This is a genomic window from Candidatus Sarcina troglodytae, assembly GCF_015708635.1.
Classification (GTDB): domain Bacteria; phylum Bacillota; class Clostridia; order Clostridiales; family Clostridiaceae; genus Sarcina; species Sarcina ventriculi.
On record NZ_CP051754.1, the window covers coordinates 2,023,192 to 2,049,001 of the forward strand.

General features: G+C 28.7%; 18 protein-coding genes, 9 tRNA genes, 1 riboswitch and 1 other annotated feature. Of the genes, 3 read left to right on the forward strand and 24 right to left on the reverse strand.

What is annotated here, in order from left to right; genetic code table 11:
- Positions 1-81: 81 nt before the first annotated feature.
- The 10 genes from HH195_RS09350 to HH195_RS09395 all read right to left on the reverse strand — a co-directional run bounded on the left by HH195_RS09350 (position 82) and on the right by HH195_RS09395 (position 4,065).
- On the reverse strand, positions 82-1,389 hold the full coding sequence (locus HH195_RS09350; RefSeq protein ID WP_196370936.1) for a Na+/H+ antiporter NhaC family protein: 1,308 nt from the start codon (positions 1,387-1,389) through the stop codon (positions 82-84).
- 143 nt (positions 1,390-1,532) lie between these two features.
- A riboswitch (SAM riboswitch) is annotated at positions 1,533-1,680 on the reverse strand.
- Between the two features lie 89 nt (positions 1,681-1,769).
- The gene (locus tag HH195_RS09355) at positions 1,770-2,603 is read right to left on the reverse strand and encodes a pyridoxamine kinase (RefSeq protein WP_196370937.1); all 834 of its coding nucleotides are present in this window, start codon (positions 2,601-2,603) and stop codon (positions 1,770-1,772) included.
- Positions 2,604-2,704: 101 nt separating this feature from the next.
- A tRNA-Gly gene (locus HH195_RS09360) sits at positions 2,705-2,778 on the reverse strand.
- Between the two features lie 3 nt (positions 2,779-2,781).
- Positions 2,782-2,857, reverse strand: a tRNA-Lys gene (locus HH195_RS09365).
- Positions 2,858-2,880: 23 nt separating this feature from the next.
- Positions 2,881-2,954: transfer RNA gene (locus tag HH195_RS09370), tRNA-Gly, on the reverse strand.
- A 3-nt stretch (positions 2,955-2,957) separates the two neighbouring features.
- Positions 2,958-3,033, reverse strand: a tRNA-Lys gene (locus tag HH195_RS09375).
- A gap of 22 nt (positions 3,034-3,055) precedes the next feature.
- Positions 3,056-3,129 (reverse strand) — tRNA-Gly (locus tag HH195_RS09380).
- 1 nt (position 3,130) lies between these two features.
- A tRNA-Gln gene (locus HH195_RS09385) sits at positions 3,131-3,205 on the reverse strand.
- Between the two features lie 3 nt (positions 3,206-3,208).
- Positions 3,209-3,285: transfer RNA gene (locus HH195_RS09390), tRNA-Arg, on the reverse strand.
- 108 nt (positions 3,286-3,393) lie between these two features.
- A complete protein-coding gene (locus HH195_RS09395; protein ID WP_196370938.1) occupies positions 3,394-4,065 on the reverse strand; it encodes a hypothetical protein in 672 nt (223 codons plus the stop codon).
- Positions 4,066-4,227: 162 nt separating this feature from the next.
- Here HH195_RS09395 and HH195_RS09400 point away from each other — a divergent pair, with 162 nt between their 5' ends.
- Positions 4,228-4,632 (forward strand): HNH endonuclease signature motif containing protein, encoded by a 405-nt coding sequence (locus HH195_RS09400; protein WP_055260030.1) that lies wholly within the window; start codon positions 4,228-4,230, stop codon positions 4,630-4,632.
- Positions 4,633-4,705: 73 nt separating this feature from the next.
- On the opposite strand, the gene HH195_RS09405 is transcribed toward HH195_RS09400, so the two are convergent.
- From HH195_RS09405 to lacZ, 3 genes are all read right to left on the reverse strand, one after another.
- A tRNA-Gly gene (locus HH195_RS09405) sits at positions 4,706-4,780 on the reverse strand.
- A gap of 15 nt (positions 4,781-4,795) precedes the next feature.
- Positions 4,796-4,879 (reverse strand) — tRNA-Leu (locus HH195_RS09410).
- A 227-nt stretch (positions 4,880-5,106) separates the two neighbouring features.
- Positions 5,107-8,133, reverse strand: a complete 3,027-nt coding sequence (gene lacZ, locus HH195_RS09415; RefSeq protein ID WP_196370939.1) for a beta-galactosidase, LacZ type — start codon at positions 8,131-8,133, stop codon at positions 5,107-5,109.
- A gap of 280 nt (positions 8,134-8,413) precedes the next feature.
- Positions 8,414-8,621, forward strand: a binding site (T-box leader).
- Between the two features lie 68 nt (positions 8,622-8,689).
- Between lacZ and thrS the strand changes: the two genes are divergently transcribed.
- The gene (gene thrS / locus HH195_RS09420; RefSeq protein WP_196370940.1) at positions 8,690-10,621 is read left to right on the forward strand and encodes a threonine--tRNA ligase; all 1,932 of its coding nucleotides are present in this window, start codon (positions 8,690-8,692) and stop codon (positions 10,619-10,621) included.
- Between the two features lie 51 nt (positions 10,622-10,672).
- On the opposite strand, the gene HH195_RS09425 is transcribed toward thrS, so the two are convergent.
- The 6 genes from HH195_RS09425 to glmM form a co-directional block, all read right to left on the reverse strand.
- Positions 10,673-12,367, reverse strand: a complete 1,695-nt coding sequence (locus HH195_RS09425) for a M3 family oligoendopeptidase (protein WP_196370941.1) — start codon at positions 12,365-12,367, stop codon at positions 10,673-10,675.
- Between the two features lie 171 nt (positions 12,368-12,538).
- Positions 12,539-13,834, reverse strand: a complete 1,296-nt coding sequence (locus HH195_RS09430) for an APC family permease (protein WP_196370942.1) — start codon at positions 13,832-13,834, stop codon at positions 12,539-12,541.
- 63 nt (positions 13,835-13,897) lie between these two features.
- Entirely contained in the window at positions 13,898-14,623 is a 726-nt protein-coding gene (locus HH195_RS09435) for a gamma-glutamyl-gamma-aminobutyrate hydrolase family protein (RefSeq protein ID WP_196370943.1), read from the reverse strand.
- A 179-nt stretch (positions 14,624-14,802) separates the two neighbouring features.
- Positions 14,803-15,369, reverse strand: a complete 567-nt coding sequence (locus HH195_RS09440; RefSeq protein ID WP_196370944.1) for a 5-formyltetrahydrofolate cyclo-ligase — start codon at positions 15,367-15,369, stop codon at positions 14,803-14,805.
- A 194-nt stretch (positions 15,370-15,563) separates the two neighbouring features.
- On the reverse strand, positions 15,564-17,390 hold the full coding sequence (gene glmS, locus HH195_RS09445) for a glutamine--fructose-6-phosphate transaminase (isomerizing) (protein ID WP_196370945.1): 1,827 nt from the start codon (positions 17,388-17,390) through the stop codon (positions 15,564-15,566).
- A gap of 414 nt (positions 17,391-17,804) precedes the next feature.
- Complete coding sequence (gene glmM, locus HH195_RS09450) at positions 17,805-19,154, reverse strand: phosphoglucosamine mutase (RefSeq protein WP_055260022.1); 1,350 nt, start codon at positions 19,152-19,154, stop codon at positions 17,805-17,807.
- A 259-nt stretch (positions 19,155-19,413) separates the two neighbouring features.
- Here glmM and HH195_RS09455 point away from each other — a divergent pair, with 259 nt between their 5' ends.
- Complete coding sequence (locus tag HH195_RS09455; RefSeq protein WP_196370946.1) at positions 19,414-20,682, forward strand: DUF349 domain-containing protein; 1,269 nt, start codon at positions 19,414-19,416, stop codon at positions 20,680-20,682.
- 32 nt (positions 20,683-20,714) lie between these two features.
- On the opposite strand, the gene HH195_RS09460 is transcribed toward HH195_RS09455, so the two are convergent.
- From HH195_RS09460 to HH195_RS09480, 5 genes are all read right to left on the reverse strand, one after another.
- Positions 20,715-21,029, reverse strand: a complete 315-nt coding sequence (locus tag HH195_RS09460; RefSeq protein WP_058993773.1) for a YerC/YecD family TrpR-related protein — start codon at positions 21,027-21,029, stop codon at positions 20,715-20,717.
- Between the two features lie 239 nt (positions 21,030-21,268).
- The gene (gene malQ, locus HH195_RS09465; protein ID WP_196370947.1) at positions 21,269-22,750 is read right to left on the reverse strand and encodes a 4-alpha-glucanotransferase; all 1,482 of its coding nucleotides are present in this window, start codon (positions 22,748-22,750) and stop codon (positions 21,269-21,271) included.
- Positions 22,751-22,789: 39 nt separating this feature from the next.
- Positions 22,790-23,824, reverse strand: a complete 1,035-nt coding sequence (locus tag HH195_RS09470; protein ID WP_196370948.1) for a LacI family DNA-binding transcriptional regulator — start codon at positions 23,822-23,824, stop codon at positions 22,790-22,792.
- Between the two features lie 99 nt (positions 23,825-23,923).
- Complete coding sequence (locus tag HH195_RS09475) at positions 23,924-24,811, reverse strand: sugar ABC transporter permease (RefSeq protein WP_196370949.1); 888 nt, start codon at positions 24,809-24,811, stop codon at positions 23,924-23,926.
- 1 nt (position 24,812) lies between these two features.
- Positions 24,813-25,748 carry an ABC transporter permease subunit gene (locus HH195_RS09480; protein WP_196370950.1) on the reverse strand — a complete coding sequence of 312 codons (936 nt, stop codon included), beginning with the start codon at positions 25,746-25,748 and terminating at the stop codon, positions 24,813-24,815.
- Positions 25,749-25,810 lie beyond the last annotated feature (62 nt).

Below are 25,810 nucleotides of genomic sequence, written 5' to 3' on the forward strand. Positions count from 1 at the left end.
TAAAAATTTTTACTTTTTAGCACATTATTTTAAAATAAAAAAGGGATTATATCAAACATTTGATACAACCCCTTTTTTGTTTTATGCTAACTCTTTTTTAAGAACACTTGCCTTACTTCTTGATTTAAATACAGTAATAAATATCACTGCACAAATCCCCATTAAATATGGATAGAAAAGATATTTCATTATTTCTATTGGGGATACAGAAGCTATTGCTGCTGCTGATAAAAGTTGTGCTCCATATGGTATAACTCCTTGCATTGCACAAGAGAACATATCTAGTATCCCTGCAATTCTTGTAGATTCTAACCCATATTTATTGGATATATTTTTAGCTATTGGACCTACCGTAACTATTGCTATTGTATTGTTAGCTGTACACGCATCAACAATTCCAACTAAAGCTCCAATTCCAAGTTCTGCTCCAGTTTTTGTTTTTATTCTGCTTGTTATTAAATTTAATATAAAATCTATTCCACCATTTTCTTTAACTACATTTACTATACCTCCTATTAAAAGAGCAATTATAATTGTCTCACTCATTCCTGATATACCAGAAGATACAGAATCTAAAAATGTATTTACAGTTAAAGAATTTGTTAAAAAGCCTATTCCTGAAGCTAATACAATTCCACCTGTTAACACCATTATTACATTAACACCTAACAATGCTGCTACTAAAATACCTAAATAAGGTATAACTTTTATAAGATTGTAATCATAAGAAGCAGATGCAACTTGCGCCCCATTTCCTAAAACAATATAAACTATAATAGCTATAATAGCTGCAGGTAAAACAACTTTAAAATTAGTTTTAAATTTATCCTTCATTTCACAACCTTGAGTTTTTGTTGCCGCAATTGTTGTATCAGAAATCATTGATAGGTTATCTCCAAACATAGCTCCTCCAACTACTGCACCAACTATTAAAGGAGTAGCAAGTCCTGTTTTAGCCGCTATTTCAACAGCTATTGGAGCAACAGCCGCGATTGTTCCCATAGATGTACCTAAAGATATGGCAATGAAAGCCGAAATAACAAATATCCCTGCAACTAAGATATTGCTTGGAATAACTGTAAGCCCTAAATTTACTGTAGCTTCAACAGCACCCATTGATTTTGCAACTTGAGCAAAAATTCCAGCTAAAATAAATATAAACACCATTAAGATAATATCTAAATGTCCAGCCCCCTTGCAAAATGTTTCTAAACTATTATTAAAACCTTTTTTTCTATTCATGAAAATAGCTACAACTGCTGCAATTATTCCTGGAACCAAAACAGACATAGCATAAAAATCATTTAATAATATACCTCCTCCTAAATATATAGCCATAAAAAGAATTAATGGCAATAATGCTAAGGCATTTCCCTTACTTTTTTCCATTTAAAATCACTCCCTAAAATAATTAAACCAAATAATCTTAAAAGCAGTAAACCTAAGTTAATAAAGTTTCAAACCTTATAATAGCATTTATAAAATAAAAAAACTTCTGCCGATTTAGACAGAAGCTACATATACGTGTTTATCACTTATCTCTCAGTTAAATCTGCAGGAATTAGCACCACTATATTTTAATATTACTAATAAAAGCCTAAATACACTTATTAAAAGCAAATTAATAATATTGGTTGCTGGGCTTCACAGGGCCAGTCCCTCCGCCTCTCTTGATAAGAATTATTCGATTTTTATTTATATTAACATCTATTATAAAATTTGTCAATCATAAATTTATATATATTTTCTACATTTTATTAAATTTTTTTCTAAATATCCTTTAAAAATTTTTCTAAAATTATCCCTTGATTTTTAGGATAATCAAGTTTAGAACTATTTTTAATTACTTTTTGTAGAAAATCACAAGCTTTTTTTACAGATTCCTCAAAAGATTTGTTTTGCATCATTGAGCCTATTACAATCGAAGTAAATGCATCCCCAGTTCCAGAGTAAGAAGCATTTATCCTTTTGTTTTTTATTTTAATAATCTTCCTTTCTTCTTTATCATAAGCTATAGTATTTATATACTCCTTATTATACTCATTTACTACACTAGTTATGATAACTTTTTTTATCCCTAACTTACTAAGTTCTATAGCATATTCTTCAACTTCTTCATTTGTGAAAAACTCTTTATATTCTTTTCCAAGTAAAAAACAAGCCTCTGTTATATTAGGTGTTATAATATCAGAAAATGCTATAAGCTTTTTCATACTTTCTACCATCTTAGTATCTATTCCAATATAAAGTTTCCCATTATCCCCCATAACAGGATCAACAACTACAAGTGTATCATTTTTTTTAAAACTTCTTATAAAATCAATTACAAAATTAACTTGATTAGAGTTTCCTAAATACCCACTATAAATACATTGAAAATTTATTTCTAAACCTTCCCAATGTTTTTTAGCCTCTTGCATAAAATCACTCAAATCAACAAAAGCCGGTTTGCCAAACCCACCTGTATGTGTAGATAAAATAGCCGTTGGCATAGGACAAACTTCATTTCCCATAACAGATAAAATAGGTATTATTGTAGTTAATGATGCTTTCCCAAAACAGGACATATCATGTATGGCTGCAATTCTTTTTATATAATTCATATTTTTTACTCTAGCCTTATTTTAGACAATCCTTTCTTACATATTTTCATTTTTATATAACAAAAACAGTTTGATAATAGCTTATCAAACTGTTCTTTATTTGGAGCGGGTACTGAGAATCGAACTCAGGTGTTCAGCTTGGAAGGCTGACATTCTACCATTGAACTACACCCGCATATGGTGCATCATCAGGGGATCGAACCCTGGACACCCTGATTAAGAGTCAGGTGCTCTACCAACTGAGCTAATAATGCACAAAACTGTTTTTAATTTTTAATGGAGCGGGTACTGAGAATCGAACTCAGGTGTTCAGCTTGGAAGGCTGACATTCTACCATTGAACTACACCCGCATATGGTGCATCATCAGGGGATCGAACCCTGGACACCCTGATTAAGAGTCAGGTGCTCTACCAACTGAGCTAATAATGCACAAAACTGTTTTTAATTTTAATGGAGCGGGTACCGGGAATCGAACCCGGGTGTTCAGCTTGGAAGGCTGACATTCTACCATTGAACTACACCCGCATGGCTGGGATAGCAGGATTCGAACCTACGAGTAACGGAGTCAAAGTCCGTTGCCTTACCGCTTGGCGATATCCCAAAATGGTGTACCTTTAGGGATTCGAACCCCAGGCCCACGCCTTAGAAGGGCGTTGCTCTATCCAGCTGAGCTAAAGATACACGTTTTTGCTTGTACGTTTTTCAACGACAAGATAAATTATATAACATGTAATTTATCTTGTCAATACATTTTATTATTTTTATTTTATATATACAACATGATAAATATTAAATTATTTCCTTTAGTTCTTTGAATAAATATTGCTTTAACTGTTCTCCTTTTTGCCTATCCTTACTTGCCTGCTCACAAAAATTTAACCATTCATCTCTAGTCATAGACGTTTCTTGTTTAAAACATTTCGTATAATTCGTCTGAGAAATCGTTTTTATAACAAATTCACCTAATTCCTTAGAACTAAAAAATGCTTTCATATATAAAAACGAATTAGCATCACCTATCCAATTAGAGTTAAATTTACTACAAAAACTTATAATTTTTCTATGACAATCTTCATTTTTAAATCTCCATAAATTTTTAATTTCCTTTATATCGTCTTCTATATATTTTCTTTCATCATCTGTAACTTTATTCTTTATCACCGCATCATTAAGTATAGAATCTACTGTTGCTATCGGAATTTTAGTAATAGTTTTTTCTCTTCCATAAATCCACATATAATAAGCTTGTGGCAAAAAGCAATACTGTACATATCCCAAAAAAGCATCTATATTTGGAGCAGGCACCCATCCACTTTCTACCCCAGATTTTTTAGTGAAAATAGTATAATGGAGATATATAGTTTTATCTGTTATATAGTCATATCTAAACACCCGTTCTCTTAAAGTTTTATTCTTTCGTATAAAAGGCTCCCAATAAGATATAGAATTATAATTTTTCACAAACTCTCCCCCTATATATAATAAAATCACTATTTACTTCCATAAACTTAATAAAAACACCTTTAATTATTTCTATTAATTATAATAATTTATTGATTCAGTTTATTCTTTATGATAGTTTATATATATATTTATTTTTTATATTTATTTAGAGGTGATTATTTGAGTTATTCTTGTGAAATATGCAAAAAAGATGGTGATATCCATCATATAGTTCATAGAAGCGAAGGTGGGTTAGACTTTAAATTAAATTATAAATATTTATGTCCAAACCATCATAGGGGTAAAAATGGACCTCACAAAAATAAATTTGTAGATTTAAACTATAAATTAGAAATGCAAATAGCCCTAGAATCAACTCTAAAAAAAGAATTTTACTCACTAGATGAAATATACGAACTAACTCATATTAAAAAAAACCAATTGAAAAAACTTAGTAAGAATTTGAAATTATATAAAGAAGGTTATATGTCTAAGGATATAATATTTGAACTTATGGGTAGAAAAAAATATTCTAAAGAATATATAGAAGATTTATTAATTGAAGAATTGTTTTCACATTTATAATCATTAACACTTTAATTGTTAAAATTTTTTTATTAAAAAATAAAAAAGTAGTTATAAAACTACTCTTATAAATTGGAGCGGAAGACGGGACTCGAACCCGCAACTTTCACCTTGGCAAGGTGACACTCTACCATTGAGTCACTTCCGCATATTAATTTAAAATTGGTGCAGATGAAGGGAGTCGAACCCCCACGCCAAAGGCGCTAGATCCTAAGTCTAGTGCGTCTGCCAATTCCGCCACATCTGCATCTTATTTATATTTTATCAAATAACTATAGTATTTGCAAGTATAAAAATAAATTAACTTTCATTCTTACACCTTATCTGCATCTAATTAAATGATTAAAATTTTAACTCTCTACTTTAAAATAACAGTATTGATTTTAAATAAAAATGAAAAATATTTTAACTCTAAAAATATCTCATATTTACCTAAAATCAATAACTGTTTAAACAAACTAAATTAAATCTTTTTTATATTTTTGAAATAGTAAATGTATACTCTATATCCTCATTTGATGGAATTAGATATTCATTATGAACCGGAGCTCCCCAACTATCATCTCCACCAACACCCATTTGTTTTCCAATTATACGAACCCACGTATAATTTACATATGGTAACTCATATATATGCATTGCATTTTCAATTTCATATGCGCTATATGGAAGCACACTTAATTCAAATGGAGTATCTTTATATTTAAATGTTAATCCCTCTCCATCTTTATTAGTTACTTTTACCCATCTCACATTTGTCCTATTTCCACATTCTTGAGGTATTAAATATCTTGACATATTTTCTCTTGCTGTGCTTTCAAATACATTAAGTCTTGCACCTTCTTTTCTGTCGATATAATTTTCTTCTGGACCATAACCATAATACTTAAAGTTTTCAAATTCTTTTTTAAGTTTAAAATCCATAGAAATTAAAGGAATTTCAGATAATCCTTCTACCCCTTTATATTTAATGTTTACATCTATATCTCCATGTTTTTTCACTGTATACTTAACTATATTATTAGTTGCAATAGCTGTTGGCAATGCAAAAGTATACGTTAATGAAACCTCATTTTCTCTTTCTTCTAAATTAAAATCAATAAGCTTTTGATTTGCACCTGCAATTTGCCACTGTGCACATCTAAAATTATGAGCATTTCCTTTATCATTATCTGTTGTTGCTCTAAAGTAAGATGTTTTAGGTGCTCTTGTTATATATTCTTTACCATCATAACATAAAGAAATAATTCCACCTTCGCTTAATGAAAACATGAAGTAAAAGTTCTCCCCTTTAACTCCTATATTTCCATCTCCACGAATAACCTTGAATCTATCTTTTTCTTCATAAATATCCTCTTTAAAATTAGATACATTAAACACATGTTGCCCAAAAGCTACTTCATGCCCCTTATTTACCCAAGATGTATCATTTTTAGATTTCATTGATACATTTATAGTATATTCCCCATTTTCTTTTATCTTTGGATAATCAAATTTTACATATTCTTGAGATTGAGGCTTTACATCTACATCCATGGTATATTGAAATATTTTTTTTCCTTCTTTTTCTATATAAACTATAAAATCATATTCTTCTGTTCCTACAAATAAATTGTTATTTTTTATAAGTATTCCTTCGGTATCTGGAACTATTTTAACATTTGAATATAAATATTTAACTTCTTGAACTTTTGGTGATACTGTTCTATCTGCATAAATTATCCCATCTGTACAAAAACAATAGTCAGTTGATCTATCATTAAAATCTCCACCATATGCTAGAATTTTATTTCCATTTTTGTCTGTTGTTTCTATAGCTTGATCTATATAATCCCATATAAATCCACCTTGATACATTTCATACTTATCTTCAAGTTCAGAATAAAGATTCATTCCTCCGCATGAATTTCCCATAGCATGCATATACTCACAACTTATATAAGGTTTTTTAGGGTTACTATTTAAATAATCTTCTATCTCATTTGGTTTTGCATACATTCTACTTTCTATATCACTTATATCATTAAACTCTCTATTCCAAAATACTCCTTCATAATGAACCAAACGACTGTTATCATTTTCATGAAAATATTTAGTCATCTCTAAAATGTTTTCACCAGCATACGATTCATTTCCACAAGACCAAATAAGAATTGATGGATGATTTTTATCCCTTTGAAGCATAGATTCAGCTCTATCTACAACAACATTTCTCCACTCTTTCAACGAACCAGGTACATTCCAACTTGGCTCACACTTGCCTAATTTTTGCCATGAACCGTGACTTTCTAAATTAGCCTCATCTATTAAATAAATTCCATATTCATCACATAAATCATAGAAATAACTTTGATTTGGATAATGAGAAGTTCTAACAGCATTTATATTATTTTGTTTTAAAAATTTAATATCCCAAATCATATCTTCTTTGCTTATAGCTCGTCCAGTTTTACAACTAAACTCATGCCTATTAACACCTTTAAACACAATTCTTTTTCCATTTAAATGCATTATGTTATCTATTAACTCGAATCTTCTAAAACCAATTTTTTGAGGTATTATTTCTATTAAATTATTTTCTTCATCTAAAACTTCAATATATAAAGTATAAAGATATGGATTTTCAGCACTCCATGAATTAACATTTTCTATAGTTTTACTAAATTCTACATTTTCTTTTCCTTGCACTTCTTTAAATTCACATATTAGCTTTTCATCTTTATCCTTTAAGTATCCCTTAATTATACACTTTTCCAAACTATCTAACTTTATGTTAACATTTAATTGTCCATTTTTATAAGTATCATCTAAATTTTGCTTTACAAATAAATCCTTCACATGACATTTTGGAGTCGCGTACAAATAAACATCTCTAAATATTCCTGAAAATCTCCAAAAGTCTTGATCTTCAATCCAACTAGCACTACTTCTTTTATATACTTCAACTGCTAATTTATTTTCACCATCTTTTAAATATTCTGTTAATTCAAACTCTGATGGCGTAAAACTATCTTCACTATAACCTATAAATTTTCCATTTAACCAAAAATAAAAAGCAGTTTCCACTCCTTGGAATGAAATAAATATTTTTTTATTTTTCAATTCGTCTTTTAATTCGAAATATTTAATATAACTTCCAACAGGGTTATATTCTTTAGAAACATATGGAGGTCTAAGTTCTTCTTGTCCATCCCAAGGATATAAAGTATTTATATATTGTAAATTATCATATCCTTGAAGTTGTATATGCCCTGGAACATTTATCTCATCAAAATTTCCACAATTAAAATCTTCTCTATAAAAATCTTTTATTCTTTTATCTGGATTTTCTGCATAAGAAAATTTCCATTTTCCATTTAAATATTGTCTAAGTGGCATATTATCTTTTAATTTTATATGCTCTTTATCTTCATAATATAAATGATCTGAATGTGCATCTATTCTATTTACTCTAAAAATTTCTGGATTCTCTAACCAATCTAAATTAGGACTATTACTCATAAAAAACTCTCCTTTTCATTTTAAGTTAATTCTTATTTGCTCTTTAGGTTAATCATTTTCAAAACACTTAAAATATATAATTGATAACCTATATCTATTATCACTCTTATCCACTTATTAATCAATATTTTTTTCTATTTTTTATAAATTTATCCTTAAATTATAATGAAATTCAAACTCATATATAACTACAACTTTTAATTTTATTTTTCATTGACACTTTTATTTAATCTATCTATAATATATAGTATCAATTTAATATTTATTGTTTAAACAATAGTTAAAAGCTATGATGAGAAGAGTAAGCTTTTTTAATATTTTTTCAGAGAGAAAATACATTGGTGTGAGTATTTTTAAATATAATTAGCTGAAAACCACCTCTGAGCGACTTTAATACAGTACGTTTAAATCACGTTACGATTTATTAAGTGGCAAAACAATTTTGCAATTTGGGTGGAACCACGGGAATATACACTCTCGTCCCTTTTTCTTTTAATAAGATTAGGGATGAGAGTTTTTTATTTTATAAACTTATTTTTGAAGGGAGATTGTTAATATGATAAAAGTTACTTTAAAAGATGGCTCTGTAAAAGAATTTAATAACGCTATTTCTGTTTTAGACATAGCTAAAAGCATAAGTGAAGGCTTAGCTAGAAATGCTTACTGTGGTATTGTTAATGGAAAGGTTGAAGATTTAAGATTTGTTGTTGATAAAGATTCAACACTTGAAATATGTACTTTTGATTCTCAAGAAGGAAAGAATGCATTTAGACATACTGCATCTCATGTACTTGCAATGGCTGTTAAAAGATTATTCCCAAATGTAAAGCTTGCTATAGGACCTTCTATTGAAAATGGATTCTACTATGATTTTGATAGTGAAAAATCTTTCATTTCTGAAGATTTAGCTAAAATTGAAGATGAAATGAGAAAAATAATAAAAGAAAATCCTGAAATAAAAAGATTTGAACTTCCTAGAAATGAAGCTTTAGAACTTATGAAAGATGAACCTTATAAACTTGAACTTATAAATGACTTAGGCAAAGATGAAATAATATCTTTTTACCAAATAGGTGATTTTGTAGATCTTTGTGCAGGTCCGCATATAATGTCTTTAAAACCTCTAAAAGCTATTAAACTTTTAAGTTGTACAGGTGCTTATTGGAAAGGTAATGAAAAAAATAAGATGTTATCTAGAATATATGCCACTGCATTCCAAAAAAAATCAGATCTTGATGCTCATTTAGAAGCTTTAGAAGAAGCTAAAAAAAGAGATCATAATAAATTAGGTAGAGAATTAAAATATTTTATGACTGATGAAAATGTAGGTCAAGGACTACCTCTAATAATGCCAAAAGGAGCTAGAATAATTCAAACTCTTCAAAGATGGGTAGAAGATGAAGAGGAAAAAAGAGGTTATGTTTTAACTAAAACTCCTTTAATGGCTAAAAGCGATTTATACAAGGTTTCAGGTCACTGGGATCATTACAAAGATGGAATGTTCGTTCTAGGAGATGAAGAAAAGGATGATGAGGTTTTAGCATTAAGACCTATGACATGCCCATTCCAATATACTATATATAATGCAGAACAACATAGTTACAGAGATTTACCTATAAGATATGCTGAAACTTCTACTTTATTTAGAAAAGAAGCATCTGGAGAAATGCATGGTCTTATAAGAGTTAGACAATTTACTTTAGCAGATGGTCATATAGTATGTACACCTGAACAATTAGAAGAAGAATTCAAAGGTGTTGTAAGCTTAATTGATTATATCATGAACACTTTAGGAATAGCTGGTGATATTTCTTATAGATTCTCTAAATGGGATCCAAACAATACTGAAAAATATATAAATAATCCAGAAGCTTGGGAAAGCACTCAAGATATAATGAGAAATATATTAAATCATTTAAATATAAATTATGTTGAAGCTGATGATGAAGCAGCATTCTATGGTCCAAAACTTGATATTCAATTTAAAAATGTTCATGGAAAAGAAGATACAATAATAACTGTACAAATAGATTTTGCTTTAGCTGAAAGATTTAACATGACTTACGTTGATAAAGATGGTGAAAAGAAACGTCCTTATATCATTCATAGATCTTCAATAGGATGTTATGAAAGAACTTTAGCTATGCTTATAGAAAAATATGCTGGAGCTCTACCAACTTGGTTATGTCCTGTTCAAGCAAAAATTCTTCCTATCTCTGATAAATATAATGACTATGCAGATAAAGTTGCCAATGAATTAAGAAATAGAGGCTTAAAAGTTGAAACTGATTATAGAGCTGAAAAAATAGGTTATAAAATAAGAGAAGCTAGACTTGAAAGAACTCCTTATATTTTAGTTGTAGGAGAAAAAGAAGCTGAAAATAATGAAGTTTCAGTTAGAAGTAGAAAAAATGGTGAAGAAGGAGCAATAGCTCTAGATACTTTAGTTAATAGAATTGCTAACGAAGTTTACAATAAAGAAATATAACTAAAATATATCTACAATAATAAAAGGTCATGAAAATTCATGACCTTTTATTTATAAAATACTATCATCAATACTTTCTAAATAGCTATTTATATCTTTGATTATTTCACTTACACAGCCATCTTCAAATGGTGATTTTAAATTGGCATATCTAACAAGTTCTTGAAAAGGCATTAATCCACCTATACTACATAATCTTAAATAATCTTCCCAAGCTTCTTTGTGATTTTCCCTATCTTTTTTCCAAAATTGTAGGGCACATATTTGTGCTAATGTGTAATCTACATAATAAAATGGGTCTAAGAATATATGGGCTTGTTGAAACCACCAACCTCCTCTTTCTAAAAAATCACATTCTTCATAGTTTTTATGTGGAAGGTATTTTTTTTCAAGACTTCTCCAATACTCTTTTCTTTCTTTTGGCGTTGTATTTGGATTTTTGTATACAAAGTGTTGGAATTCATCTACTGTTATTCCATATGGAATAAATTTAAGTGCTGAACCTAAGTGAAGATATTTATACTTTTCTGTATCCTCCTTGAAAAATAAATTCATCCAAGGCCAAGCAAAGAACTCCATGCTCATAGAATGAATTTCACAACTTTCATAAGTTGGAAAGTTGCATTCCAAAACATTTATATAACTACTTCTGTATACTTGAAAAGCATGTCCTGCTTCATGTGTTAAAACATCAACATCTCCTGATGTCCCATTGAAGTTTGAAAATATAAATGGTGCTTTATAGTTTGGTATATACGTACAATAACCACCACTTGCTTTTCCTTTTTTAGACACTAAATCCATCAAATTATTATCCACCATAAAATTAAAAAACTCTTTAGTTTCAGTAGATAATTCTGTATACATCTTCATTCCATTATTTATTATCCATTTCTCTCCTCCCTTTGGAGTTGGATTTCCTGATAGGAATTCAAACTTTTCATCATAGTAATTTAATTTTTCCAATCCTAATCTTTTTCTTTGCCTCTCATATAACTTATTATTTACTGGTACAATAAATTCCTCAACTTGTTTTCTAAATTTCTTTACCATTTCCTCATTATAATCAAATCTATTCATTCTAACATAGCCAAGTTCTACAAAGTTTTTATATCCTAATTTTTTAGAAATAGTATCTCTTACCTTCACTAATTTATCATATATTCTATCTATTTCTTCTTCATTTTTAGTAAAAAATTCATACTTAGCTTTATTTGCTTCTTTTCTTATCTCTCTATCTTTAGATAAAATAAATGGAGTTAACTCAGATAATGTTTTTTCCTCTCCATTAAATGGTATTTTAGCAGAAGCAATAAGTTTTTGATAACTAGATGCTAATTTATTTTCAAGTTGCATGTCTGAAATTATATTATTAGAAAAAGCTTTTAAAGAATACTTTGCTATATTAAGTATTTGTTTTCCATAACATTTTTCTATTTCATCTTGGTATTTTAAATTCACTAGCACTTCATAAAATTTAGAATTAATTTCTTCATACAAGGGAGAATATTCATCCCAATATTCATTTTCCTTTTCATAAAATTCGTCCTTTGTATTTATAGTATAACGAATAGTTGCTATTTCTCTTGCTGATTCTATTTCACTTCTAACATCATATATTTTATTTATTGCGTTTTTTGCATCATTCCAAGTATCTGCTTTTTCAAGTTCTAATATCAAGTCCTCTAAAATATTTTTTACATTGTTATAATTAGGTCTTTCATATTTAAAATCATTAAATTTCATATCTTTATCCCCTTTAATATATTCTTTTAATAATTTTAACACTTTATTAATATTTAAAAAATAAAAGATTATATTTAAATCATTTCTTAAAACTTTAAATATAATCTTCTACAATATATTTTTATTATAATCTCTATAATATTTATCTATTCCAATTTTTCTTAATTAAATTTAAGCATTACTTTGCCTTTTATTATATGCTTTCATAATAAAATATAGTGGTATTGCTATTATAAGTCCACCAAGTCCCCAAATTATTTCTTGAGTGCTAGATTGAAATAATATCCATATACTTACCAGAACTGCTATTATAGGAATTACTGGGCCAAATGGTATTTTAAATGAACGTTTAATACCTGGCTTCTTCCATCTTAATACTGGTACCGCTAAGCATGTTGGCAAATATTGAGCAAATCTAGATATTGCACTTATTAAAGCAAGTTCTGTAAATGAACCTGATAATGCTATTGGTATTGTTAATATAACTGTAAGTATTATAGCTACGTATGGTGTATTTAATTTATTATATTTCCCAATAACTTTAGGCAATAACCCATCATTTGCAAGGGCAACCGCCATTCTTGGTGAAGAGAAAGATGAAGCTATATTAATACCTATGATAGATACTAATATTCCAAGACTTACTAATATACCCCCTCCTGAACCAAGAAATCTAGATGATGCAGTCGCTACTGGTGTTACATCATTTGCTAGTGCTGAACCTAATACCCCAATAGATACAGCTTGAATAAGTATGTATACAGCTGAAACCAAAATCATAACAATAATAATTGCTCTAGGTATATTTTTAGATGGGTTTTCCATATCCTCTGCTGCAAGAGCAATACTTTCAAATCCAGTAAAAGCAAAAAATATTAAAAGTGCTGCCGCTCCAAAAGAGCCTGAAATATATGTTCCATGAGGTAACATTGGGGTAAAATTATTAATTTTCATAAAAAAAACACCAATTACTATAAAAATAACAAGAGGAATTATTTTCCCCACAGTAGCTATATTCATTATTATTTTAGTAAAATTTACTCCAAGTATATTAAGTATTCCTAATGCAATTATAAAAGCAGTAACTAAAATATCTTTAGTTACACCCTTATCTGCTCCAGGCCAAAATACCGATAAAGCTGTTGTAAACCCTACCGCCATAGTAGCCCATGCTATAACACATATAGCATAAGTCATTATTCCAACTTCAAATGCTGCAAAACTCCCAAAAGCCTCTCGTGTGTATACATAAGGACCACCATTTTTTTTAAAAATTCCTCCCATTTCTGCAAAGCATAAAGCTATTGTAACAGCTAAAAAAGCATCAAACAATATTACAAATAAGCTTGTAGGTCCTATAAGTTTCATTGCCTGATTTGGCAGTAAAAAAATTCCACTTCCAACAATAGCATTAAAACCTAAAAGAATAATACTAAGAAATCCTATTTTTGATTTCCGTGACTTCATAATTCTAACCTCTTTCTTTTATCTTCATTTGTATTAATAATTTAAAATAAATTTATTATATGTTTAGTTTATTTCTTTTATAAAATATTTAAACAAATTTAACATATCTTCATTCTTATCAGCTAAAATTTCTGGATGCCATTGAATCCCCATAGCAAAAGAACCAGATTTTCTTTCTATAGCTTCAATAACTCCATCACTTGCGATAGCGCTAACTTTAAAATCTTTAGCTACATCTTTAACAGCTAAGTGATGAAGAGAGTTTACAAATGTATTTTCCCCTAATATATTATAAAGAATAGAATCTTTTTGTATTTTAATTTTATGAGAAACTATTGAACCATGCCCTCCTTGAATATGCTTTAAATTATTTCCTTCCTTAAGAGATATATCTTGATATAAAGTTCCACCATTAACAACATTCAATACTTGATGTCCTCTACAAATCCCAAGTATAGGAATTTGTTTTTCCATAGCAAGTTTTGTTAAAGTAAATTCAAATTCATCTCTTTCAGGAAAGACTTGTCCAAGAAGTGGATGTGGTTCCTCATTATATCTTAAAGGATCTATATCATATCCACCTGAAACTATTAATCCATCTATAATATTAAGTTGTTCCTCTAAAATTTTTTTATCAGTAACTACTGGTATAATCATAGGAATAGCTCCTGCCTTTATAACCGAACTAACGTACTCATCATACAATTTCAATCTCTTACATCCTGCAAAACAAATGCTGTCTGTAGCTATTTCTATATTTGCTGATATTCCAATAATTTTTTTACTCATGTTGATTCTCCTATCATCTTTTATTAAATACTACGTTTTTATTTTATATAGACATCAATAATTTCTGACTATTATCCCTAGTATTTTTATAGGAATTTGAGGCTATAAGCATTTTTATTATAATAACTAAAACTAATGATGTCAATAATTTAAGCTAGTAGTTAAAAATATTCTATTTATTAAAAATTAATTTTTATTATTTCATCTTCTGTTATTATAGTATCTACTCTCTTATCAAATTCTTCATTAGGTACATTCTCTATTATCTGAAAGTTATAACACAAAGATATTCTTTTAATTTTATTATGCTTCTCTAAAAATTTATCATAAAACCCTCCGCCATAACCTATCCTATATCCTCTTTTGTCAAAAGCCAATCCTGGAACAATTATCAAATCAATCTCATTCCCTACATCTTTTTTACTTATATCTGGCTCAAGTATACCAAATGCCCCACTCTCATTTAAATCTAAAATTGATTTGATTTCAAGAGATACCATCTCTTTATTTTGCGATAATACTTTAGGTACTGCAACTCTCTTTCCCATATCTAAAAGTTTATTTATTATATTAATAGTATTTATCTCACTATCCATTCCCACATAAATAAATATTATATTACTATCTTTTATATATTCACTGTTAAAGAAATTATCTATCACTCTCTTATCTAATTCTTGCTTTATATCTTTATTTAATTCCTGTCTTTTTCTTTTAATTATCTTTCTTATATCTTGTTTCCTCATAAATTTATCTCCCATGATATTACAATCTCTCCTATCTATAATTCTTTTATTAGTTTATCAACTCCTTCAATTTTACACTAAATTATTAGCAATTTAAAATTTATTAATATAAGAAATATCTACCCCTTTTATAATAATTCTTCAAAACAAAAATGTGCACAGAAAAAAATTCTATGCACATTTTTATTATAAAATTATTCAACCGTAACTGATTTTGCTAAATTTCTTGGCTTATCTACATCTAATCCTTTTTGTTTTGCTATATAATAAGAATATAGTTGTAATGGTACTACACTTAATACTGGTGTTAATAAACTTATTGTATCTGGTATTATTATTGAAGCATCTAAAGATTCAGCATAATGTTTATCTTTTTCACACATAACTCCTAAAACTCTAGCTCCTCTTGTAACAACTTCTTGAATATTACTTACCATTTTATCAACAAGTTCTGATTGTGTTAAAAGCCCTATAACCACAACATTTTTTTCAATCAACGCTATTGGACCATGTTTTAATTCACCACCTGCGTATGCTTCTGAATGTATATAAGTTATCTCTTTAAGCTTTAAAGAACCTTCCATAGCAACACCATAATCCAAGCCTCTTCCTAAGAAATACATATCTTTTTCACCATAATGCTTAGCAGCAAATTTTTGTATTTCATCCTTATTTGATAGTATTTTTTCTACCTTTTCAGGAAGAGTTAACATTTCTTTTTTTATACTCTCAATTTTTTCATTAGATTGCGTTCCTCTTAAAGTTGCAAAGTGTAATGCCACTGTATACATTGCAATAAGCTGAGTTACATAAGCTTTAGTTGATGCAACTGCAATTTCCGGACCTGCCCAAGTATATAAAACATCATCAGCCTCTCTAGATACTGAACTTCCTACAACATTTGTTATAGCTAAAATTCTTGCACCCTTAGCTTTACCATCTCTTAAAACTGCTAAAGTATCAGCTGTTTCTCCTGATTGACTTAAAACTATTATTAAACTTCTATCCGTTATCACAGGATCTCTATATCTAAATTCTGAAGCAATATCAGTTTCAACTGATATTCTAGCTAATTTTTCTATTGCATATTTCCCTATAACTCCGGCATGATACGCTGTTCCACAAGCCACTATATAAACTCTATCAATATTTTCTAAATTTTCTTTAGTTATATGAATATCGTCTAAAGTTATAGGCTGTCCTAATACTATTCTTGAAGTCATTGTATCTTTTATGGCTTTTGGTTGCTCATAAATTTCTTTTATCATAAAGTCTTCATAGCCACCTTTTTCAGCAGCATCTGCATTCCATGTTACATGATAAATATCTTTTTTTATAACTTGTTTATCTTCATCGTATAAAGTTACACCATTTTGAGTTAAAACAACAAATTCTTTATCATTTAAAAGATACACATCTTTTGTATGATTTAAAACTGCTGGTATATCAGATGCTATAAAGAATTCATCTTGTCCAACACCAACTATTAATGGACTATCTTTTCTAACAGCCACTATTTTATCTGGTTCATTGTTACAAATAACCCCTATTGCATAAGAACCTTCCATCTTAGATGTAGCTTTCATAACCGCATCTAATAAATCACCTTCATAATAATAATCTATAAGATTAGGTATAACCTCTGTATCAGTTTGTGAGAAAAACTCATATCCCTTTGCTTTTAACATTTCTTTCAACTTAGCATAATTTTCTATTATACCATTATGAACCACACTTAAAGTAACATCTTTATTACTATGAGGATGTGAATTTATATCTGATGGCTCTCCATGAGTCGCCCATCTAGTATGACCTATTCCTATTTTCCCATTTAACGGCTTATCTTTTAATTTTTCCTCAAGATTTAAAAGTCTTCCTTTGCACTTTCTAACATTAATCTTTTCATTTTCAAGTACAGCAACTCCTGCTGAGTCATACCCTCTATACTCTAATTTAGATAGACCTTCTATCAGTATCTTCGTAGCCTCTTCATTGCCTACATATCCAACTATTCCGCACATGTGAAATACCTTCCTTTTTTTAATTTTTTAAAGAAAGGACTAAATAAAATTTATTTATAACACCTTATTGGCTTTGTCCTTAAAATCACTTTTAAGTTTTGTCCAACTTTTACGATAGTGTCTTACCGTGAGGTATCCGCCGAAAATTCGATACTCCTCATCCTCGTCAACTCTTAATTTTAGAGCTCTGGCGCTTTTATTTTTACTATTTAGTCCTATACTAATATAATATGCTACTATGTTATATTGTGCTTTAGCATATTATTGCTTACAATTTAATATTCTACCATCAAAAAACTTTTTTTCAAGTAATTTAATCTATATTTATACTATATCTTATAAAAGATATTTTTTTAATTTTTACTCTAGTAATCTTAGAGGAGACTTAACATCTCCCCACACAAAGCTTACAAACTATTTATTTGCCTTTTTTATTATTAAATTTGCTAAATCATGAGCCATTTTATTTATCTCTTCTTGATTTTCTCCCTCTAACATAACTCTAACTAAAGGTTCTGTACCTGAAGGTCTTATTAAAACTCGTCCAACTCCATTTAATGCTTTTTCTATTTTAGCTATTTCATTTTTTATTTCCTCATCTTCTTGATGAATATTTTTCATATTATTAGGTACTTTAGCATTAGCTAAAACTTGAGGAAGTTCTTTCATTATTGATGCTAATTCACTTAATGTTTTCCCTGTCTTTTTAACTATAGATGCCATTTGAAGAGCTGTAACTAATCCATCACCTGTTGTATTATGCTCTAAGAATATTATATGCCCTGACTGCTCTCCTCCTAGAGTATAACCGTTATTAATCATTTCTTCTAAGACATACCTATCCCCAACTTTAGTTTTAACCGTTTTAATTTTTTCTTTTTCACAAGCTAACATCATTCCTAAGTTACTCATAACAGTAACAACTACTGTATCGTCTTTTAATCTACCTAAATCCTTTAAATACTTTCCACAAATAGTTAAAATATAATCTCCATTTATTAAAGTTCCCTTTTCATCAACAGCTAAACATCTATCTGCATCACCATCAAAAGCAAATCCCATATGGCATTTTTTTCTTGTAACATAATCCATTAATTCTTCTGGATGGGTTGAACCACAGTTCTCATTTATGTTTGTCCCATCTGGATTATCATTTACTACAAAAACCTCAGCTCCAAGTTCTCTAAATCCTCTTACAGCAGCTTGATATGAAGCTCCATTTGCACAATCCAATGCTATCTTTAATCCGCTTAAATCTATTCCTACAGTATTTTTAGCAAATTCTACATAATCATCTAGAGCTCCTAATTCTTCTATCTTTCTACCTAAAGCAATTCCTGTTGGAGATGGCACATCTTTAAATCCATTCTCTATTACTTTTTGTATTTGATCCTCTAAATCATCTGATAATTTATATCCTTTATTATTAAAAAACTTAATTCCATTATATTCAACAGGGTTGTGAGAAGCTGATATCATTACTCCAGCATCAGCACCATAAACTCTTGTTAAATGTGCAACAGCTGGTGTTGGTATCACTCCAACACATAATACCTCAGCACCTACAGAGAGTATTCCCGCAATTAATGCTGATTCTAGCATATAACTTGATATTCTAGTGTCTTTTCCTACTATTATTCTAGGCTTATGAGTTCCTTCTGTTAATACATAAGCTCCTGCTCTTCCTAAATTATATGCTAACTCTGATGTTAACTCTGTATTTGCAATTCCTCTAACTCCATCTGTTCCGAATAATCTTGACAAATTTCAGCACCCTTTCTCTTTTATTGATATTTTGTTCTTCAACTTATAATATCACATATATTACTAGCTGTTAATAATTTTATATTCTCCGTATAACAAAATAATGTTATATAAGAATAATTTGTTTTAATTGCTCATAAAATTTTATAGTTATTAATATATATTAATTGCAACTATTAAATTATTTTTTTTATAGACATAATGTTAATAACATCTTAAAATTATATTAAGTGTTAATTTAAGAAAGGGGACTTTATATATGTCAAACAATGAATCTATTTACATAGAAGAAAATACTGAAAAAAGCACAGAAAATTTCGGAGATCTTCTAATGGAACATGAAAAAGAAACTTCCGATGAAAAAAGAAAAATTATAAATTCAATAAAGGAACTTGCACAAAATTCAACAAACTGGAAAGAAGCTAAAATCAAATTAGATGCTTTACTTGAAGAATATAAAAATATTCCTTACTACGATCAAAAAGAAAACAATATGCTAAACGAAGAATTAAAAGAAGCAAAGGATTGTTTCTTTAAGGCTAGACAAGAATTTTATGATAAATCTAAAGAACATTTCAAAGAAAACGAAAATAAAAAACTAGAATTAATAAACTTACTAAAAGACCTATCTTACTCTAATGGATTAAAAGAAACTGATGAACTTTTAAAAAAATATAGTGAACAATTCTACGAAATAGGATTTGCAGGAAAAGATATAAACGATAAATTATTCCATGAATTTAAAGAAATAAAGTCAAATCTTTATTCAATGAGAAAAGAAACTGTTAAAAATCTTCAAAAAGATTTTGCTGTTAAAGCTGAAAGAAAAAAAGAAATTATTAAAAAGCTTAAAGAATTAGTTAATAATGAAAATTGGAAAAAAGCTACAGAAGAATTTACAGCTTTATGTAACGAGTTTAAAAGTATTGGTTTCTCAGGAAAAGAAGGCAATGATGAGATAAGTGAAGGTTATGCAAATGCTAAAAACGAATTTTTCTCTAAAAGACAAGAATATTTTGATGAGCTTAAAGCTGGAAATAGAGCTAATTTAGAGGCTAGACGTGCTATTATAGAAGAATTAAAAGGTCTTTATGAAAATGAAAATTGGAAAGAAGCATCTGAAAAAGTAAAAGCTTTAAGTGAAAAATTCTTCCACATAGGATTTTGTGGTAAAGAAGAAAATGAAAATATTATAAACGAATTTAAAGAGGCAAGAGATGAATTTTATGCTCTTAGACAAGACTATTTTGATAAAATCAATTCTGCTAGAGCTCATAAACAAGAAGAATTTTTACAAGGTCTTATAGACAAAAAAGAAGAGTTTATAAAAAAATTAAAAACATTCATTAAAAATGATGAAGAAAGATTAAATGATTTTACCGATAGATTATTTAATGGAAGACCTACTTCTATAGAGAGAATAGAAAATATGCAAAATATCGTTGAAGATATAAAATCTAGACTTGAAAGTAACAAGGCAAAAATCAAACAAGTTCAAAGTGAAATATTTGATTTAAAAAACAAATAGATAATTTAAAATAACAAAAAAGAGCAGTATTTTTATTGCTCTTTTTCTTCTTCTACTTCTAATCTATCTAATATAGTATTGTATCCATTACTTCCATAATTTAAACATCTGTTGACTCTACTTATAGTTGCTGTTGAGGCACCTGTTACTTCCCCTATTTCAATGTAAGTTTTCTTTTCTCTTAGCATTTTTGCTACCTGAAATCTTTGGCATAAAGCCTTTAATTCACTTATTGTTGAAACATCCTCAAAAAATCTATAGCATTCCTCTATATCTTTAATATTTAAAATAGCAGTAAAAAAATAATCCAATTCCTTTGATTTTAGCTTAGATTCAAATTCCTTCAAATCCTCTCATCTCCTTTTTTAATATGTTACTATTATACTTAATTTTTATATAAAAAAAAAGATAAGACTTTTGGGATAGCCTTATCCTAACTATACTAATAAAAGAGATTGTATTTTTATTTTAGAAACGTTTCCATTTTTCAGAGAATTAATTTACTCTCTATTTATATTTTATTATATTATTCTATAAATGTCAATTTTTATATGGAATTTGTTTAAAATTCCATATAAAAATCTAATCAGCATCTACCATATAGTTTGGTTATATTATATATCTCATTTGCAAGCTCATCTGTAAGCATTTCTTTCTTTAATCTCCATCTCCAATTGGTTCCCGTAGTTGATGGCATATTCATTCTTGATTCATTTCCTAAATTTAAAAAATCTTGCATTAATGCTATTGATGTATCCGCAACGCTACTCCAAACCCCCCTTATAAATCCCCAATTATATCCTTCTTTATCATTTAGTTTTAAGTACTTTTTACAATATTCTATATCTTTTTTATTACCAGTAAGCTCATACCACCCTCTAAAAGTATCATTGTCATGAGTTCCTGTGTAAGCTATACAATTTTTTATATACTTATGAGGTAAATAATCACTTTCTTCTCTAGAATCAAACGCAAACTGCAAAATTTTCATTCCTGGAAATCCTGTTTCATCTCTAAATTCTAGAACCTCATCAGTTAAATACCCTAAATCTTCCGCAATAACATTGACTCTACCTAATACACTCTCTATTGCTTTAAATAATTTCATTCCAGGTCCTTTAGTCCACTGCCCATTAATCGCCGTTTTTTCTCCATAAGGCACTTCCCAATACGATTCAAACCCTCTAAAATGGTCTATTCTCACTACATCATATATTTTAAAACTCTCTCTAACTCTATCTACCCACCATTTATATCCTGTTTTCTCTAAATAATCCCAATCATAAATAGGATTTCCCCAAAGTTGACCAGTTTTAGAAAATGCATCTGGAGGACACCCTGCAACCTTTATTGGAATTTGATTTTCATCTAATAAAAAGGCTTGTGGATTTGACCAAACATCAGCACTATCCTCAGCGACATAAATAGGCATATCTCCAATTATATCTATTCCTAAGGAATTAACATATTTTTTTAGTTTATACCATTGTTTGAAAAATATATACTGAATAAACTTCCAATACTCAATATCACTTGCTAATTCTCTATTATAATAATCCATAGAGTAGGCATATCTTTTTTTAATATCTTCTGCCCAATTTTGCCATGATTTAAGATTGAAACGTCCCTTTATTGCCATGTATAAGGCATAATCATGCAACCAAAAACTCTGTTCTCTCTTAAATTCTTCATAATCTTCACCTAATTTATACTTTGATTTTTCATAAGCTATCCTCAAAACTTTTAATTTTTCAATGAATAATAAGCCATAATCTACATCTTCATCATCATCTCCAAAATTTGTATTAATATAGTCCTTCTCATCTAAAAATCCTTCTTTATTCAACATATCCAAATCTATAAAATAAGGATTTCCTGCAAAAGCCGAAAATGATTGATATGGTGAATCTCCATAGCTAGTTTGATTTAAAGGCAATATTTGCCAATAACTCTGCCCTGCTTTCTTTAAAAAGTCTGCAAAATCATAAGCCTCTTTTCCAAATGTGCCAATACCATATTTTCCTGGCAATGATGATATATGCATTATTATTCCACTTCGTCTTTTCATTTATTCTCCCCCCAAAATTACCACGTTTATTAAAATATTTTATGCTAAAATATTTTCTACTATTTTAACTTCTTTAGATGATTCTCTTTTAACTAATTCTGTATCTAATAATATATGTTTATGACCTTCTTTTTTATTTATTAAATCAAATAAATGATTTATACTCATTACTGCCATCAATTCTTTAGGTTGTTTTACTGTAGTTATGCTAGGATTATAAAATTCACTTATATTCATTCCATCAAAACCTATGATAGAAATATCTTGTCCTATTTTAAGATCACTATCTATTATAGCTTTTGCAACTCCTATTGCCATCGCATCTGATATTGCGAATATAGCGCTTATATCAGGTTTTTCCATCAATAAATTTTTAGTTGTTTTATATGCACTTTCTACCTCATAATTTCCGATTAATATATGCTCTTCTGAAAAATTATAATTATATTCTAGTAATGCCTCTTTAAAACCTTTAAGTCTCCACCATCCAATTCCTAAATCATCCTTTTCTCCTAGCATTATAGCTATGTTTTTATGACCTAAATTTATAAGATATTTAGTTGCATGATATGCAGATTTTTTATTATCAATTCCTATTGATGAATATTTACTCTTTCCAAGATCTGATATAGTGTTTACAGAAGTTAATACTATGGGTGCATCAACTGAATCAAAACTATCTTCTTTAATATCAATGAAATTCCCCCCAAGACAAATAACTCCTTGTAATCTTTTTTCTTTAATAAACCCTAGCAATGTGTCCATATCTTCGTCAAATGTATAATCATTTTGTTGAAGAACCATAGTGTATCCATATTCATGTATTTTATTTCCTATTATATTTATCATCTCTGAGAAAAAAGGGTTAAATACACCTTTAACTAATACTCCTATATTTTTAGTATTATTTTGTTTTAAAATCCTAGCGCTATTATTAGGTACATAATTACTATCTTTTATAATCTTAAGTATTTTTTCTCTGGTTTCATCCTTAACATCAGAATGATTATTTAACACTCGAGATACTGTACTAACACCCACTCCTGCTATTTTTGCTATATCTTTAATGTTCATTATTTAGCTACCTCCTAAAAATACGCATGTAATCACAAAATCATCCAAATATTTTTTGTATATATATTTTTTATCTTTAAATTATCTATTTTTCATATTTTAACCTTTTACAGCACCTGACACTAATCCCTTTGATATAAATTTTTGTGACATTAAAAATAGTACAACAATTGGTGCTGACGCCATTACAGCAGCTGCTGAATATTGAGGCCAATTGGCAGAAAATTTATTATTTATAAAACTTCTAAGACCAACCATAAGTGTTTGACTATCTGGATTTTTTAAAAGAGCTGAAGCAAATATATACTCTCCATAAGAACTTATAAAACTAAATAAAAATATAACTACTAACATATTTTTAGTTAAAGGTAATATTATTTTTACAAAGGTTTGAAAAGTAGTCGCACCATCAACAAATGCTGCTTCACTAAGTTCTTTTGGTATACCATCTAAAAATCCTTTAAGAAGCCATATGTTATATGCACTTCCACCACAACCTATTATTATTAATGTAATTATTTTATCCATTCCATTCAATTTATAAGCTATTCCAAGTATAGCTGGAAGTGCCATAGTTGTTGGAAACATTTGAAGAAGCAATAAAAACATTAACCCTTTTCTTCTTCCTTTAAATTTAAGCTTTGAAAAAGCAAATGATGCTGGTATAGTCATTGCTAATTGCATTATTGCTGTAACAAAACAAACTATTAATGAATTTTTAACCCATATTAAAAAATTTGTATTAGTTATAACCTTTTTGTAGTTTTCTAATGTCCAAGACGTTGGGAAAATTGTTGATTGAGTAAATGCATTTCCTTTCGCCATTGATGCAGACACTATAGCTAAAACCGGAAATAAAACTATTGCCATCATTACCCAAAGAAGTATTCTTGAAATCCAAGCTTTTCTTACTTCTCCTGGTCTTAATTTTTTTTTATATTTTAATGTTGATGACTTGCTTATTCTTTCTTTTTCTACTATTTGCATGTTATTCTACCTCCTCGAACTGTCCTGATAATTTCATTTGAAAATATGAAATAGTCGCTAAAATTACAAATATTATAATACTTATTGTTGATGCTATTTCAAATCTACCAAAGGTAGTTGCTAATTTGTAATTTACAGAAGCTAAAATATCCGTATATCCAGCAAATTGAGTGTTTAATCTCGCTGGATTTCCTCCTGTTATAAGATATGCTGAACCAAAATTGTTAAAGTTAAATGCAAAAGATGAAATTATTAATGGATAAGCAGTTTGTGCTAATGAAGGTAATGTAATTTTAAAAAATTGAAGCATTTTACTCGCACCATCAACATCTGCTGCTTCATAATAAGAATCTGGTATTGCAGCTAATGATCCTAAACATACATTCATCATATATGGAAATCCAAGCCATATATTAACCATTATAAGAGCAAACCTAGCCCACATTGGATCAGTAAGCCATGGAATTGGTTCTGATATTAGATTAATATTCATAAGAAGATTATTTATTGCTCCATAACTTCCATTTAATAAACCTTGCCATGATAAAATAGCAACTGTTGCTGGAAGAGCCCAAGGAAGAATAAGTATAGCTTTATATATCCCTCTTTCCTTTATATTAGGATTGTTTAATAATATAGCTACTATAAGCCCTAATAAAAACGTTCCCAAAGTTGAACATAGAGCAAAGACTATAGTCCATATAAAAACTGGGAAAAACACATCTTTAAAAGGGCCAGTAAGAACTTCTATAAAATTACTAAATCCTACGAACTTAAATGGTTCACTTTGTATCAAAGTTTTATTAGTAAAAGCTATGATAATTGTATAAATTATAGGACATATCGTAAATATAAATATTGATATCATAGCTGGTAAAAGATATGGTATAGATTTTAACGTAGTCTTTTTACTTTTATTTTTTAATGAAATTTGCATAATCTTTCCCCCTTATACCAAAATAATAAATTAAATTTTATATAACGTTTAATTTAATCAGG

Coding starts and splice junctions, on each gene's coding strand:
- HH195_RS09350 (WP_196370936.1), bottom strand. CDS start 1,389: ATGGAAAAAAGTAAGGGAAATGCCTTAGCATTATTGCCATTAATTCTT.
- HH195_RS09355 (WP_196370937.1), bottom strand. CDS start 2,603: ATGAATTATATAAAAAGAATTGCAGCCATACATGATATGTCCTGTTTT.
- lacZ (WP_196370939.1), bottom strand. CDS start 8,133: ATGAGTAATAGTCCTAATTTAGATTGGTTAGAGAATCCAGAAATTTTT.
- thrS (WP_196370940.1), top strand. CDS start 8,690: ATGATAAAAGTTACTTTAAAAGATGGCTCTGTAAAAGAATTTAATAAC.
- HH195_RS09425 (WP_196370941.1), bottom strand. CDS start 12,367: ATGAAATTTAATGATTTTAAATATGAAAGACCTAATTATAACAATGTA.
- HH195_RS09430 (WP_196370942.1), bottom strand. CDS start 13,834: ATGAAGTCACGGAAATCAAAAATAGGATTTCTTAGTATTATTCTTTTA.
- HH195_RS09435 (WP_196370943.1), bottom strand. CDS start 14,623: ATGAGTAAAAAAATTATTGGAATATCAGCAAATATAGAAATAGCTACA.
- HH195_RS09440 (WP_196370944.1), bottom strand. CDS start 15,369: ATGAGGAAACAAGATATAAGAAAGATAATTAAAAGAAAAAGACAGGAA.
- glmS (WP_196370945.1), bottom strand. CDS start 17,390: ATGTGCGGAATAGTTGGATATGTAGGCAATGAAGAGGCTACGAAGATA.
- HH195_RS09455 (WP_196370946.1), top strand. CDS start 19,414: ATGTCAAACAATGAATCTATTTACATAGAAGAAAATACTGAAAAAAGC.
- malQ (WP_196370947.1), bottom strand. CDS start 22,750: ATGAAAAGACGAAGTGGAATAATAATGCATATATCATCATTGCCAGGA.
- HH195_RS09470 (WP_196370948.1), bottom strand. CDS start 23,824: ATGAACATTAAAGATATAGCAAAAATAGCAGGAGTGGGTGTTAGTACA.
- HH195_RS09475 (WP_196370949.1), bottom strand. CDS start 24,811: ATGCAAATAGTAGAAAAAGAAAGAATAAGCAAGTCATCAACATTAAAA.
- HH195_RS09480 (WP_196370950.1), bottom strand. CDS start 25,748: ATGCAAATTTCATTAAAAAATAAAAGTAAAAAGACTACGTTAAAATCT.